At 70.0% G+C, this 12931-nt stretch carries 12 protein-coding genes and 1 tRNA gene; 6 read left to right on the forward strand and 7 right to left on the reverse strand.

Annotated elements, in window-relative coordinates; all coding sequences use genetic code 11:
* The first annotated feature begins 13 nt into the window (after positions 1-13).
* The gene (locus tag AC1ROY_RS18770; RefSeq protein WP_493150385.1) at positions 14-712 is read left to right on the forward strand and encodes an ATP12 family chaperone protein; all 699 of its coding nucleotides are present in this window, start codon (positions 14-16) and stop codon (positions 710-712) included.
* Positions 709-984 (forward strand): acylphosphatase, encoded by a 276-nt coding sequence (locus AC1ROY_RS18775; RefSeq protein ID WP_493150386.1) that lies wholly within the window; start codon positions 709-711, stop codon positions 982-984. The genes AC1ROY_RS18770 and AC1ROY_RS18775 overlap by 4 nt, the downstream gene beginning before the upstream one ends.
* Here the strand turns inward: AC1ROY_RS18775 and AC1ROY_RS18780 are convergent.
* On the reverse strand, positions 981-1949 hold the full coding sequence (locus AC1ROY_RS18780; protein ID WP_493150387.1) for a Bug family tripartite tricarboxylate transporter substrate binding protein: 969 nt from the start codon (positions 1947-1949) through the stop codon (positions 981-983). The genes AC1ROY_RS18775 and AC1ROY_RS18780 overlap by 4 nt on opposite strands.
* 148 nt (positions 1950-2097) lie before the next feature.
* On the opposite strand from AC1ROY_RS18780, the gene AC1ROY_RS18785 reads away from it, so the two are divergent.
* On the forward strand, positions 2098-3354 hold the full coding sequence (locus AC1ROY_RS18785; protein ID WP_493150388.1) for a M20/M25/M40 family metallo-hydrolase: 1257 nt from the start codon (positions 2098-2100) through the stop codon (positions 3352-3354).
* Here AC1ROY_RS18785 and AC1ROY_RS18790 read toward each other — a convergent pair.
* Positions 3336-5084, reverse strand: a complete 1749-nt coding sequence (locus AC1ROY_RS18790) for an ABC transporter ATP-binding protein (RefSeq protein WP_493150389.1) — start codon at positions 5082-5084, stop codon at positions 3336-3338. The two genes, AC1ROY_RS18785 and AC1ROY_RS18790, sit on opposite strands and share 19 nt — an antisense overlap.
* Before the next feature lie 281 nt (positions 5085-5365).
* On the opposite strand from AC1ROY_RS18790, the gene AC1ROY_RS18795 reads away from it, so the two are divergent.
* Entirely contained in the window at positions 5366-6763 is a 1398-nt protein-coding gene (locus AC1ROY_RS18795; RefSeq protein ID WP_493150390.1) for a DEAD/DEAH box helicase, read from the forward strand.
* 55 nt (positions 6764-6818) lie between these two features.
* Here the strand turns inward: AC1ROY_RS18795 and AC1ROY_RS18800 are convergent, their stop codons facing one another.
* The gene (locus tag AC1ROY_RS18800) at positions 6819-7769 is read right to left on the reverse strand and encodes a tripartite tricarboxylate transporter substrate binding protein (protein WP_493150391.1); all 951 of its coding nucleotides are present in this window, start codon (positions 7767-7769) and stop codon (positions 6819-6821) included.
* Between the two features lie 125 nt (positions 7770-7894).
* Here AC1ROY_RS18800 and AC1ROY_RS18805 point away from each other — a divergent pair, with 125 nt between their 5' ends.
* Positions 7895-9058 (forward strand): mandelate racemase/muconate lactonizing enzyme family protein, encoded by a 1164-nt coding sequence (locus AC1ROY_RS18805; RefSeq protein ID WP_493150392.1) that lies wholly within the window; start codon positions 7895-7897, stop codon positions 9056-9058.
* Here the strand turns inward: AC1ROY_RS18805 and AC1ROY_RS18810 are convergent.
* Together AC1ROY_RS18810 and lipB are read right to left on the reverse strand one after the other, a co-directional pair.
* Complete coding sequence (locus AC1ROY_RS18810) at positions 9055-9978, reverse strand: cation diffusion facilitator family transporter (RefSeq protein WP_493150393.1); 924 nt, start codon at positions 9976-9978, stop codon at positions 9055-9057. The two genes, AC1ROY_RS18805 and AC1ROY_RS18810, sit on opposite strands and share 4 nt — an antisense overlap.
* 65 nt (positions 9979-10043) lie before the next feature.
* Entirely contained in the window at positions 10044-10763 is a 720-nt protein-coding gene (gene lipB / locus AC1ROY_RS18815) for a lipoyl(octanoyl) transferase LipB (protein WP_493150394.1), read from the reverse strand.
* Between the two features lie 20 nt (positions 10764-10783).
* On the opposite strand from lipB, the gene AC1ROY_RS18820 reads away from it, so the two are divergent.
* Positions 10784-10869: transfer RNA gene (locus AC1ROY_RS18820), tRNA-Leu, on the forward strand.
* 207 nt (positions 10870-11076) lie between these two features.
* Here AC1ROY_RS18820 and AC1ROY_RS18825 read toward each other — a convergent pair.
* Positions 11077-12000: an ABC transporter permease gene (locus tag AC1ROY_RS18825; protein WP_493150395.1), complete on the reverse strand. Its 924-nt coding sequence runs from the start codon at positions 11998-12000 to the stop codon at positions 11077-11079.
* On the reverse strand, positions 11966-12925 hold the full coding sequence (locus AC1ROY_RS18830) for an ABC transporter permease (RefSeq protein ID WP_493150396.1): 960 nt from the start codon (positions 12923-12925) through the stop codon (positions 11966-11968). Before AC1ROY_RS18830 ends, AC1ROY_RS18825 begins: the two co-directional genes overlap by 35 nt.
* Positions 12926-12931: the final 6 nt, after the last annotated feature.

Below are 12931 nucleotides of genomic sequence, written 5' to 3' on the forward strand. Positions count from 1 at the left end.
GGCTGAGGCACCGATGAAGCGATTCTGGGACCACGCCGCCTGCGTGGAAGAGGGCGATGGCTTCGCCATCCATCTGGACGGGCGGCCCATGTGCCTGCCCGGCGGCGGGACGCTCCGCGTCGCGACGCGCGAGCTCGGCGAGGCGCTGGCCGCCGAATGGCAGGCGGCCGGCGGCGCCAGGGACGGCGAGATGTCCTGGGAGGATGTGCCGCTCACCCGCCTCGCCGGCACCGCCGCCGAGCGCATCGCGCCCGCGCCCGAGGCCACGATCGAGGCGATCGCGAAATACGCGGAGACCGATCTCCTCTCCTACCGCGCAGAGGACCCGGATCTCGCCGCCCGGCAGCGGGTGGCCTGGGACCCGTGGATCGAATGGGCCGCGCGCGAGCTGGGCGCGGAGCTGCGCAGCACCATCGGCATCATGCCCATCCGGCAGAGCGCCGAGGCGATGGACGCCCTGTATCGCGCGGTCGCGGCGCTCTCGCCCGTGCGGCTCTCGGCGCTGGGCGTGCTGGTGCCGGCACTGGGCAGCCTCGTGCTGGGCCTCGCCGTGGTGCGCGGCGTGCTGGCGCCGGAGGAGGCGCACCGCATCGCCCTCACCGACGAGCTCTTCCAGGAGGAGCGCTGGGGCCTCGACTGGGCGACGGAAAACCAGCGCGAGAAGGTCGCGGCCGATCTTGCGCTGGCCGCTCGGCTGGCGGCGCTGGCATGACGGCGAACCTGATCCGCGTCGCCGGCCGGGTGCAGGGCGTGGGCTATCGCGACTGGCTGATCCGCGAGGCCCGGCGCCACGGCATCTCCGGCTGGGTGCGCAACCGCAGCGACGGTACGGTGGAGGCCCTGCTCTCCGGCGAGCGCGATGCGCTCCAGGCTGTGCTCACCGCCTGCCGGCGCGGGCCGCCGGCCGCGCAGGTGACAAGCATCGAGGAGAGCTTCGCGGAAGCGCCGGAGGAGCCGGGCTTCACCCGGAGACCGACGCTTTAATTGCCCACCGTGATGTTCTGCGCGCGGATCAGCGCGCCCCAGCGGTCGCGCTCGGCGGCCACGCGGCGGGCGAAGTCGCCGCGCTCGTTGGGCAGATAGATCAGCCCCTGATCGGCGAGGAAGCGCTGCGTCTCCGGCGCGTTGGCGACGCCCACGTATTCGTCGTGCAGCCGGTCCACGATCGGCGCCGGCGTGCCGGTGGGCGCGATCACGCCGTACCAGGTGGAGACGTCGATGTCGTAGCCCGATTCCATCAGCGTCGGCACATCGGGGAGCTGGGGCACGCGGATCGGCGTCGTCACCGCGATGGCGCGGATGGAGCCGTCGCGGATCTGCGGGAGCATGGAGGGCAGCGTGTCGAACATCGCCTGGATGTCGCCGCGCAGCATGGCGGGCAGGCTCTCGTTGGTGCCGCGGAAGGGGATGTGCTCCATCGCGATCCCGTCGCGCTGGCGGAAGATCTCGAAGATCAGGTGCTGGGCGGTGCCGACGCCCACGCTGGCGTAGTTGCTGCGGCCGGGGCGGTTCTTCACCCAGGCGATGAACTCTGGGACCGTCCGCACCGGCACGTCGTTGGCGACCACCAGCACGAGCGGCGAGGCGGCGAACATCACGATGGGGATGAGGTCTCGCCCGGCCTCGTAGGGGATGTCGCGGAAGAGGTGCGGGAAGATGGTCAGCGGGCCGAGATTGCCCATGCCGATGGTGTAGCCGTCCGGCGCCGCCCGCGCGACCTCGGCGACGCCGATGCGCCCGCCGGCGCCGGACCGGAAATCGTTCACCAGCGGCTGGCCCAGCGCGCGGCCGACGGGATCGTTGAAGGCGCGCGCGATCAGGTCGTTCAATCCGCCCGGCGGCCAGGGCACGATGAAGCGGATGGGCTTGGTGGGCCAGGCCGGCGTTTGGGCGACGGCGGGCGCGGCGAGCAGCAGGGCGGGTGAGGCGAGGAGGGTGCGGCGGTTCATGGCATGGACTATCGCCCGCTGCATGGCATGGGAAAAGCGGGCTCTTGGAGGGCCTCGCCAGGCCGTCGCATGATCACCCCGTCAAACGGAGACGCTCCATGCCCGCACCGACCCCTTCCCGGATCCCAGGGCGCAGCGAGGCCGCGGCGTGATCGATCGCCCGGCCTTCCTGGCGGCCGTTGCGGCGCGGCGTGGTGCCATCGTCGACGCGACGCTGCGGCTGATCGCGGCGCCTTCGCCCAACCCGCCGCTGGACTCGCGCGCGGCCGCCGCCGTGGCCGCGGCACTGATCCGCGAGGCCGTGCCGGGCTGCCCGATCGAGGTGATCGAGACCGGCGACGATATCGTGAACCTCGTCGCCGTGCTGAAGGGCAGGGCGCCCGGCCGCCGTGTCGTGCTGAGCGGGCATCTCGACACCTATCCGGTGCTGGAGGACCTGCCCTGGACCGTCGACCCGCTGAAGGGAACCGTGCGCGACGGCCGCATCTATGGCCGCGGGGCCTGCGACATGAAGGGCGGCATCGCGGCCTCCATCGCCGCCTTCGCCGAGCTGGCGGAGCATCGCGCGCACTGGTCCGGCGAGGTGGTGCTCGCGCTCAGCGGCGACGAGGAGAGCATGGGCGAGCGCGGCGCGAAGTGGCTGCTGGAGAACCGTCCGGAGGTCCGCGGCGATGCGGTGCTGATCGCCGATGTCGGCTCGCCTGACGTGCTGCGCTTCGGCGAGAAGGGCTTTCTGTGGTTCGAGGTGGAAGCGCAGGGAAAGCCGGCGCATGGCGCGCATGTGCATCTCGGCGAGAACGCGATCGAGCGGCTGATCGCCGCGCTGCGGGCGATCTTCGGTCTGCGCGATCTGCCGGTGGATGCGCCGCCGCAGATCACGGCGGCCATCGCAAGGGCCGCTCCGGTCTCGGAGGTGCTGGCCGGTGCCGGCGAGTCCACCACGCTCAACACCGTGACCGTGAACATCGGGCAGATCGAGGGCGGCATCTCGCCCAACCTCATCCCGGCGGCGGCGCGCGCCCGCGGCGACATCCGCCTGCCCGTCGGCGTCACCTGCGCGCGGGCCGAGGCCTTTCTGCATGAGGCGCTGGATCCGCTGCCCGGCATCGCCTGGCGGATCACGCGCCGCATCGAGCCCAGCTTCACTGATCCGGACCACCAGCTCGTCCGCCTCGCCGTCGCCGTGGCGGCGGAGGTGCGCGGCAGGGCGCCCGTGGTGAACATGCGTGTCGGCGGTTCCGACGCGCGGCTGTTTCGGGCCGCGGGGCTGCCCACCATCGTCTATGGGCCGACACCCTTCGGCATGGGCGGCGCCGACGAATCCGTTGTCATCGAGGAGCTGGTCGCCGTCGCCGGCGTCCAGGCCCTCACGACGCTGGACTTCCTTCAGAGCTCCGCGAACTGAGCCGTGTGCAGGCCGCGGTAGATGCCGCCGGCCTCGATGAGCTCACGGTGCGAGCCCTGCTCCACGATGCCGTTCTCCGTCACCACCAGGATGCGGTCGGCGTTGCGGATCGTCGCCAGCCGGTGCGCGATGACCAGCGTGGTCCGCCCCTCGGCGAGCTCGGCCAGCGACTGCTGGATGGCGCCCTCGGTCACCGTGTCCAGCGCCGAGGTCGCCTCGTCCAGGATCAGGATGGGCGGGTTCTTCAGGAAGATGCGCGCGATCGCCAGCCGCTGCTTCTGGCCGCCCGAGAGCTTCACGCCGCGCTCGCCGATCACTGTGTCGAGCCCCTGCGGCATCTCGGCGATCACGCCGTCCAGCCGTGCGCGCCGGGCTGCCTCGCGGATCTCGGCCTCGGAGGCGCCGAGCCGGCCATAGGCGATGTTCTCCCGGACCGTGCCGGCGAAGAGGAAGACGTCCTGCTGCACGATGCCGATCTGCCCGCGCAGCGATTCCAGCGTCATGTCGCGGATGTCGATGCCGTCGATGGCGATGCGGCCGGCATCCACCTCGTAGAAGCGCGGCAGCAGCGAGCAGATCGTCGTCTTGCCCGCGCCCGAGGGGCCGACCAGGGCCACCGTCCGGCCCGCCTCCACCTGCAGGTCGAGGCCGCGCAGGATCGGCCGCTCCGGCGTGTAGCCGAAGCTCACCTGCTCGAAGCGCAACTCGCCGCGGAGGTTCTTCACGGGCTTCGCGTCAGGCCGGTCCACGATGTCCGGCTCCGTCGCCATCAGGTTCAGGTAGGAGCGGAAGCCGGCGATGCCGCGCGGATAGGTCTCGATGACCGAGCTGATTTTGTCGAGCGGCCGGTAGAAGACGCCGACCAGCAGCAGGAAGGCCACGAAGTCGCCCGTCGAGAGGCCGCCATGCACGATCATGACGGCGCCGGCCAGCATCACCGCCACCTGCACCAGCCGCATGCCGAGGTAGCTCAGCGTCTGGCTCACCGCCATGTTGCGGTAGGCCTCGAGCTTGGTGGTCTGGTAGCGCTCGTTGTCGCCGGCGAAGAGGGCGCGCTCGTGCGCTTCGTTGGCGAAGGCCTTCACCACGCGGATGCCGCCCACAGCCTCCTCGATGCGCGCGTTGAAGGCGCCGACACGGCCGAACTGCGCCTGCCAGTTCTGCGTCATCCGCCCGCCGTAGCGCGCCACGATCCAGGCCATGACCGGCACGATCACCGCAGTGATCAGCGCCAGCGTCGGGCTCACCAGCACCATCAGCACGAAGGCGCCGAGGAAGGTGAGGATGGCGATCAGCAGGTCCTCCGGACCGTGATGCGCGACCTCGCCGATATCCTCCAGGTTCTTGGTGACGCGGCCCACCAGGTGGCCGGTCTTCTGGCTGTCGTAGAAGCGGAAGGAGAGCTTCAGCAGGTGATCGAAGGCGCGGCGGCGCAGCTCGGTCTCGATGGCGATGCCGAGCACATGGCCCCAATAGGTCACGATCGCCATCAGCGCGGCATTGGCCACATAGACGGTGAGCAGGGCAAGCACGGCCAGGACGATGAGCTGCATGTCCTGCTGCGGCAGCAGGTGGTCGATGAAGACGCGCACGGCCATGGGGAAGCCGAGCTCCAGCATGCCGGACAGCGCGGCGCAGCCGAAATCGAGCATCAACAGGCGCTTGTGCGGCCGGTAGAAGGCCAGGAACTGCTTCAGCATCGGTGGAAGGGCCCTTCGGCGAAGGCTCATGCCGGATTCGCGGCCGGATGCCCAACGCCCGTTGCGCATGTCAGCCTGCGGAGGCCCGGCGCAATCCGTCCTTGCTTTTCCTTTCGCAACGCAGCATATGGTGGCCATCGACGCGGGCCCACATGCTCGCCAGGGTCCGGCCGCGTGAGCGGCGCCGCGAATACGGGCAGCCGAACTGCCGGACCTTCCGATGCTGTCTCCCGGAACAACCCAGCCACGCGGGGTGTCCATCCCCGAACTTCCACGGCCGCGAATGCGCGCGCCGTGCAGCTGGAATTATCATGACCACTTTCGCTGAGCTGAACCTCAACCCGCTCCTCCTCACCGCGCTGGAGCAGGCCGGCCACACCACGCCGACGCCGATCCAGGCGCAGGCCATCCCCCCGGCCATGCAGGGCCGCGATATCCTCGGCATCGCGCAGACGGGCACCGGCAAGACCGCCGCCTTCGCCCTGCCGATCCTGCACCATCTCGCCGAGGGCGGCGGGCGCCCGCCGCGCGGTGGCTGCCGCGTGCTGGTGATCTCGCCGACGCGCGAGCTCGCCTCGCAGATCGCCGAGTCCTTCAAGAGCTACGGCCGCCACATGGGCTTCTCGGTCGCCACCGTCTTCGGCGGCGTCGGCCATGCGCCGCAGCAGCGCAACCTGGCGCGCGGCGTCGACGTGCTCGTCGCCACGCCGGGCCGCCTGATGGACCACATGCAGACGCGCCACGCGCGGCTGGACATGACCGAGGTCCTCGTCCTCGACGAGGCCGACCAGATGCTCGACCAGGGCTTCTTCCCGGTCATCACCAAGATCGTCGCCCAGGTGCCCAAGCAGCGCCGGACGATGTTCTTCAGCGCGACCATGCCGCCGGCCATCGCCAAGCTGGCCGACGCCATGCTGACCGACCCGGTCCGCGTGGAGGTCACACCCGTCGCCACCACGGCCGAGCGCGTGAACCAGAAGGTGATCATCCTGGACGGCGCTGCCAAGCGCGGCGTCCTGGCCGGCATCCTCCGCGGCGAGGGCGTGGGCCGCGTGCTGATCTTCGCCCGCACCAAGCATGGCGCCGACAAGATCGTGAAGAGCCTCGAGGATGACGGGCTGCGCGCCAATGCCATCCACGGCAACAAGGGCCAGTCCCAGCGCGAGCGCGCCCTGGCCGAGTTCAAGGCCGGCCGGGCGCCGATCCTGGTCGCGACCGACATCGCCGCCCGCGGCATCGACGTGCCGGAGGTGACGCATGTCATCCAGCACGAGCTGCCGGAAGTGCCGGAGACCTATGTGCACCGCATCGGCCGCACGGCCCGTGCCGGTGCCTCGGGCCAGGCCATCGCGCTGGTGGCGCCGGACGAGGTCGGGCTGCTGCGCGCCATCGAGCGGACGACGCGCCAGAAGATCGACACCGAGGACCGCCGCGCGAACCCGACCATCCCGCTGAACGAGAAGGCCACGCCGACGCGCCCGCAGCGCGGCCGGGGCGGCCAGCCGCAGTCTCAGCAGCATCGCGGGCCGAAGCGCGAGCATGGCGGCCACGCCGGCGCGCGCTCCGATCACGGCGACCGCCAGGATCGCCCGAGCCGGCCGGCGCAGGAGCAGCGTTCCTACGTGAAGCCGATGAGCGATGGTGGGCGGAAGCGTCCGGCTTCGCCGGGCAACTCCTCGGGCCGCAGCTTCATGGCGCGCGGCCGGTAACTTACCGGACAGATACGGGAAGCGGCGGCCCTGCGAAGGGCCGCCGTTTTTCGTTTCAGCCCTGGACGCGCGCCTGCGCGGCCCGGAAGGCCACCATGGTCTCGTTGAGCACGGCGTGCAGCTCGTCCCCGGCCAGCCCGTCGGCGATGTAGCAGTCTTCCTCCGCCTTGGCCTGGTACTCCGGCGAGAGGATGGCCTCGCGGTACAGCGCGACGACCGGCCGCCGCATCGCCTCCGGCAGTCCGGCCGGCGCGACCAGGTAGGTCATCTGGATCATCCGTCCGTAGGGGTGCACCGCGAGCCCCGCCTCGGCCACCGTCGGCACGTCGGGGAGCTGCCGCAGCCGCTGCGTGTCGAAGACGGCCAGCACCCGGATCTGTCCGCTGCGCACCTGTCCGAAGACGTCGTTCGGCTTGGCCAGCCCCATGTCGAGATGCCCGCCCAGCAGCTCGTTCGTCATGCGAGCGGCGCCGGGATAGCCGACATATTCGATGGTCCCGCCCGTCTCGGCCGCTACCGCGGCGAGGCGCAGATGCCCCATCGTCCCGCGTGCCCCGGCCGAGCCCGCCGTCACGCCCGCCGGCCGCTTGATGGCCGCGATCACATCCTGCATCGAGCGGAGCGGGCTGTTGTGGCCGACGATGAGGATCGAGGGGTCCTCGGCGACGCGCACGAGTGGCAAGAACTGCTCGGGCCGCAGCGGCACCTCGCCCGTCGCCATCTGCGCCAGCAGGCCGGAGGAGGCGAGGCCCAGCACCGTCCCATCCGCACGCGACTGCGCCAGCCGCGCCATGCCCACCACTGTCCCGCCGCCCGTGGCGTTCTCGATGACGAGGCGATGGCCCTTCGCCTCCAGCAAGGGCTGCAGGCGCCGCGCCAGCAGGTCGGTGGCGCCGCCGGCGGCGAAGGGGATGATCATGCGCATCTCGACCGGAGCGGATTGCGCGCGGGCACGGCCGGCCGCGAAGAGCCCGCCTGCGCCGGCCAGGACATGGCGTCGGAGCATGGAGATTTCCTTTCCCTGGTCCGGGCCTCTGCGGGCCCGATTTGGCGATTGTAGCGACACCGGCACGATTGGCAGCCCCTAAAATCGGGCGCAGGATTTCCTCATAAGAAGCTCGGGGAAGCTCCATGAAAGTCACGGATGTCACGGTCTTCCGGGCGGATTTCGCTGCCTTCAAGGAGGGCGCGAAGCAGGCCGTCCTCGTCGTCCAGGTCGAGACGGACGAGGGCATCTCGGGCGCGGGCGAGATCGGCCTCGCCTATGGCCAGGGCGGGCGCGGCGCCGCCCTTGTGCTGCTGGAGCTGGCCCAGTCGCACGTGATCGGGAAGGACCCGTTCCGCACCGAGGCGATCTTCGACTCGATGACGCGCACCACTTTCTGGGGCCACGCGCGCGGCGCCATCTTCGGCGCGGCGGCCAGCGCGCTCGACCAGGCGCTGCACGACATCAAGGGCAAAGCGCTCGACGTTCCCGTGCACGAGTTGCTGGGCGGCGCCTGCCGCGAGGAGCTGCGCCTCTACTGCAACGGCTGGTACCGCGGCGCGACCTCGGCGGAGGCCTATGCCGAGGCGGCCCGCAGCGTCGTCGCGCGCGGCTACGACGCGATGAAATTCGACCCGATGAAGCTCGACGCCTCGGGCCATGCCGCGCATCCCAACCGGAACCTCGACCGTGACCTGGAGAAGCTCGCCGTTGCCCGCGTGGAGGCGGTGCGGGAGGCGGTCGGCGACGCGGCCGACCTCTGCATCGAGCTGCACGGCAATATCTGGCCCATGGACAGCATCCGCTTCGGGCAGCGCATCAAGCCCATCCGGCCCTTCTTCATGGAGGAGGTGGCCGATGCGGAGGACGCCACGGCCGCCGCCGAGGTCGGGCGCGCCACGGGCATCTCCATCGCGGGCGGCGAGCGCCTCGTCACATCGGGCGATTTCCGCCGCTTCTTCGAGGCCAAGGCACTGCACCTGGCACAGCCCGACATGGGCATCGCCGGCGGCTTCACGGGGGTGAAGGCCATCGCGCATCTCGCGGCGGCGCATGGCGTCTTCATCCAGCCGCACAATTGCGGCGGGCCCATCTCGACGGCCGCCTGCGTGCAGCTCTCGCTTTCCGTGCCGAACTTCCTCATCCAGGAGCTCTTCCCGGTCTGGCCGGAGGATGACCGCCTCGACCTCGTGGAGGCGCCGCTGGAGAAGACCGTCGTGAAGGGCCGCATGCCGCGTCCGGCGGGCCCCGGCCTCGGCGTGACGCTGAACGCCGACTACCTGAAGCGCTGCGAGAAGATCGGGAGCTAGATTCCGATCGCCCGTGGAATCACGAGGATATGCGCGCCGGGGATCACCTGGCGGATCTTCTTGGCCATCTCCTCGGCCAGCTGGTGGACCTCGCCGATCGACCGGCTGGGCGCGAAGCCGACCTCGATCTCGATCCAGGCGTCGCTCCCCTGGGTCCGGGTCCGCACCGCCAGCAGCTCGTCATAGGCCTCGAAGCTCGCGGCCAGGGCCCGGTTGATGGTGGCCTGCTGCCGGTCGCTCAACGCCCGGTCGATCAGGTGCGGCAGGGATTCCTGGATCAGCCGCGCGCTGAAAGTCAGCATCACCGCGACGACGACCAGCGTGCCGGCGAGGTCCGCCCAGCCGCCGATCCCCTCGGGGCCGAGCCAGGCGTTCACGATCACCGCCACCGCGACCAGCGCCGAGGAGATCACCTTCGACAGCCGCGACAGCAGCTGCCCGTTGACGATGATCGAGGTCCCGCCCCGGCTCGCGCGCCAGAGCATGAGGAAGACCCAGGTGTTGATGCCGAGGTTCGCCAGCCCCGCCAGGGCGCCGAAGGCCATGCCCGTCGCCGACTGCTCCTGCACCACGCCGAAGCGCTGCGCGACGCCGGAGAGCAGCCAGAGTGCCCCCAGGATCATGGCGATGCCGACGACGAGGTTGGCGAACTGCTCGAGCTTGCGGGTGCCGTAGTCGTAATCCGCGATGGTGCCGCGGTTGATCCGGCGGAGCAGGACCAGCAGCACTGTCTCCAGCAGGATGAGCAGCCCGCCGCGGACGCATTCGCCGAGCAGCGTCAGCGAATTGCCCCAGAGGGCGGTGACCAGCGTGACCGTCCAGATGAAGGCGTCGAGCAGACAGCCGGTGAGGATCGCGCGCTCGCCCTTGAGGGCATCATCGGAGAGGGCGCCGTGCGCCGCGCGAGGTGAGGCGGACAAAGAATACAACTCCAGGATGCAATCCGATTCAGAATTCGGACAATTCATCCTGTAACGTCAATGATCTAAATTAGGGAAGTTGTATCTGATATCGATTCGATCTGGACCGGCTCCGATTCCCCGAACACCTCGGCCCAGGCCGCCATCAGCGCGGCGTCGGCCTCCTCCATGGTTGCGAGGATGCCGAGGTCGTGCAGGCTGGTGACGCCGTGCTCGGCGATGCCGCAGGGCACGATGCCGCCGAAATGGCCGAGGTCCGGCTCCACGTTCAGGGCGATGCCGTGCCAGCTCACCCAGCGCGTCACCCGCACGCCGATGGCGCCGATCTTGAACTCGGCGCCCCCGGGCTTCACCACCCAGATGCCGACGCGCCCCTGCCGGCGCTCGCCGCGGACATTGAAGCGGTCGAGCGCCCGGATCATCCATTCCTCGAGCCCATGTACATAGGCGCGGATGTCGCGCGCCGGCACCGGCCCATGCGGCTTCTGGAGGTCCAGCATCACATAGGCGGTGCGCTGGCCGGGGCCGTGATAGGTCCATTGCCCGCCGCGGCCGGCCGCGAAATGCGGGAAGCGGTGGTCGATCAACTCCTCCGGCTTGGCGCTGGTACCGGCGGTGTAGGTGGGGGGGTGCTCGACCAGCCAGACGGCTTCGGAGGCCGTGCCGGCCCGGATGCCGGCGACCCGGGCCTCCATGGCGGCCAGGGCGTCCGGGTAGGCAGTCAGCCCGTCCGAGACGGCCCATTGCAATTCCGCGGCGGGGTCGGTTGAACCGTTCGGGATCATGCGCTACACGGCCCCCGTCTGCGGTCGTGGTGGAATGGTAGACACGCCAGCTTGAGGTGCTGGTGGGGGAAACCCCTTGGAAGTTCGAATCTTCTCGACCGCACCATTCCCAATCGCCTGAACCATCTGCATTGCCGGCTGAGGTAAGGCCGTTCCCCCCGGAATTCCAGCCGGGAGGTCCGAGCGGCAGCCATTCTGCTGCCGCGGCGCTGGAGCTTGATGCGTTCGCCGTCGCTCACGCATCGCGCTCCAGTCTTTTGTTTGACCGCGGGATTCAGACCTCCGGCGCCTTCGCGCCTCCGGTCATCCCGCTCTAAGGCACATGCCTTGGGTCCATCGCGTCCCGCAGCCCGTCGCCCACGAAGTTGATGCTGACCACCGTCAGGAAGATCGCGAGCCCCGGCGCAAGCGCCCAGTGCGGCGCGAAGTCCAGGTTGTCCTTGGCGTCGAACAGCAGCCGCCCCCAGGTCGGGATGTCCGGCGGGAAGCCCAGGCCGAGGAAGGAGAGCGTGCTCTCCGCGATGATGGCGGCGGCGACGTCGATGGTCGCCGCCACGATGACGGGCCCCAGCGCATTGGGCAGGATGTGCCGCAGCACCAGGCCCAGCGACGTGGCGCCGCTCGCCCGCGCGGCGTCCACGAACTCCTTTTCCCTGAGATAGAGGAACTGGGCGCGCACTAGCCGCGCCACCGGCATCCAGTTGAACGCCCCGATGACAGCGACGACCAGGATGAACACGCCCATCTCCGGCCCCACGATCGCGGTCAGCGGCTGGCGGAAGAGGTAGATGATCAGCAGCAGCAGCGGCAGCTGCGGCAGGGAGAGGAACAGGTCGGTCAGCCACATCAGCCCGGCGTCGACGGCGCCGCCTGCCATGCCCGAGACGCTGCCGACCAGGATGCCGAGGCTGAGGGCCACGAGCATGGCCGTGAAGCCGACCGCGAGCGAGATGCGCCCGCCATAGAGCACCCGCGCCAGCAGGTCCTGCCCGAGATCGTCGGTGCCGAGCGGATGCGCGAGCGACGGCCCCTGCAGGGTCGCGGTGAAGTCGATCTCGTCGATCGGCGTGGTCCAGAGCAAGGGGCCGACGAGCACCGCGAGGATGAGCAGCAGCAGCACCGCGGTGCTCGCCGCCGCCAGGCGATGCCGGCGGAAGCGCCGCCAGGCATCCCGCCAGGGCCCGATCTCCTGGCGGGGGGCCTCAGCGGTAGCTGATGCGGGGATCGAGCCAGCCATACAGGATGTCCGCCACAAGATTGAAGAAGACGACCAGGCAGGCGAAGACGAAGGTCACGCCCATGATCACCGGGGTGTCGTTGGCCAGGATCGCGGTGATCAGCAGCGAGCCGATGCCGGGCACGCGGAAGATCTGCTCGGTGACGATGGCGCCGCCGAAGACGCTGGGCATCTGCAGCGCCACCAGCGTCACCACCGGGATCATCGCGTTGCGCACCACGTGGTGGATGGTCACGGAGGATTCCGGGAGGCCCTTGGCGCGCGCGGTCGTGACATGGTCCATGCGGATCGCCTCCAGCACGGCGGAGCGGACGTAGCGCGTCCAGGAGGCGCCCTGGAACAGGCCCAGCACCAGGATCGGCATGATCGACTGCCGCGCCATCTCCCACCACCAGCGCCAGCCGGCGGCGTCGATGTTGGTGCGGAAGACGAAGGGCAGCCATCCCAGATGGATCGAGAACAGCAGGATCATCAGCAGCCCCGTGAAGAAGGTGGGCAGCGAAAAGCCGACGAAGGCCAGGGTGTTCGCGATCTGGTCGAAGAGGGAATAGGGCCGCCTTGCGGCATAGACGCCGACCGGCAGCGCGATGCACAGCGCCAGGATCTGCGAGGTGCCGATCACCGCGACCGTCACCGGCAGCCGCTGCAGGATCAGGTCGTCCACGGGGATGCGGCTGACGAAGGAGTAGCCCCACTCGCCCCTCAGCATCGAAGTGAGCCAGGCGAGGTAGCGGAGATGGATGGGGTCATCCATGCCGAGGCTCGCGCGCAGATGCGCGCGCACGTCGGGCGGGATGGCGGGGTTGGTCGCCATCTCCTCGAAGGGATCGCCCGGGGCCAAAGCGAGCACGGTGAACAGGATCACGCTGATCGCGAGCAGGCTCGGGATCGCGATCAGCAGGCGGCGGATGACGTAGCGGGACACTCTGCG

Source organism: Roseococcus sp. GW821-FHT12F05 (assembly GCF_058806835.1).

What these genes read in the sequence shown, in the direction of transcription:
- AC1ROY_RS18775 (WP_493150386.1), top strand. Translation starts at nt 709, where the DNA reads ATGACGGCGAACCTGATCCGCGTCGCCGGCCGGGTGCAGGGCGTGGGC.
- AC1ROY_RS18800 (WP_493150391.1), bottom strand. Translation starts at nt 7,769, where the DNA reads ATGCTCCGACGCCATGTCCTGGCCGGCGCAGGCGGGCTCTTCGCGGCC.
- AC1ROY_RS18795 (WP_493150390.1), top strand. Translation starts at nt 5,366, where the DNA reads ATGACCACTTTCGCTGAGCTGAACCTCAACCCGCTCCTCCTCACCGCG.
- AC1ROY_RS18770 (WP_493150385.1), top strand. Translation starts at nt 14, where the DNA reads ATGAAGCGATTCTGGGACCACGCCGCCTGCGTGGAAGAGGGCGATGGC.
- AC1ROY_RS18780 (WP_493150387.1), bottom strand. Translation starts at nt 1,949, where the DNA reads ATGAACCGCCGCACCCTCCTCGCCTCACCCGCCCTGCTGCTCGCCGCG.
- AC1ROY_RS18790 (WP_493150389.1), bottom strand. Translation starts at nt 5,084, where the DNA reads ATGAGCCTTCGCCGAAGGGCCCTTCCACCGATGCTGAAGCAGTTCCTG.
- AC1ROY_RS18825 (WP_493150395.1), bottom strand. Translation starts at nt 12,000, where the DNA reads ATGGCTGGCTCGATCCCCGCATCAGCTACCGCTGAGGCCCCCCGCCAG.
- AC1ROY_RS18805 (WP_493150392.1), top strand. Translation starts at nt 7,895, where the DNA reads ATGAAAGTCACGGATGTCACGGTCTTCCGGGCGGATTTCGCTGCCTTC.
- lipB (WP_493150394.1), bottom strand. Translation starts at nt 10,763, where the DNA reads ATGATCCCGAACGGTTCAACCGACCCCGCCGCGGAATTGCAATGGGCC.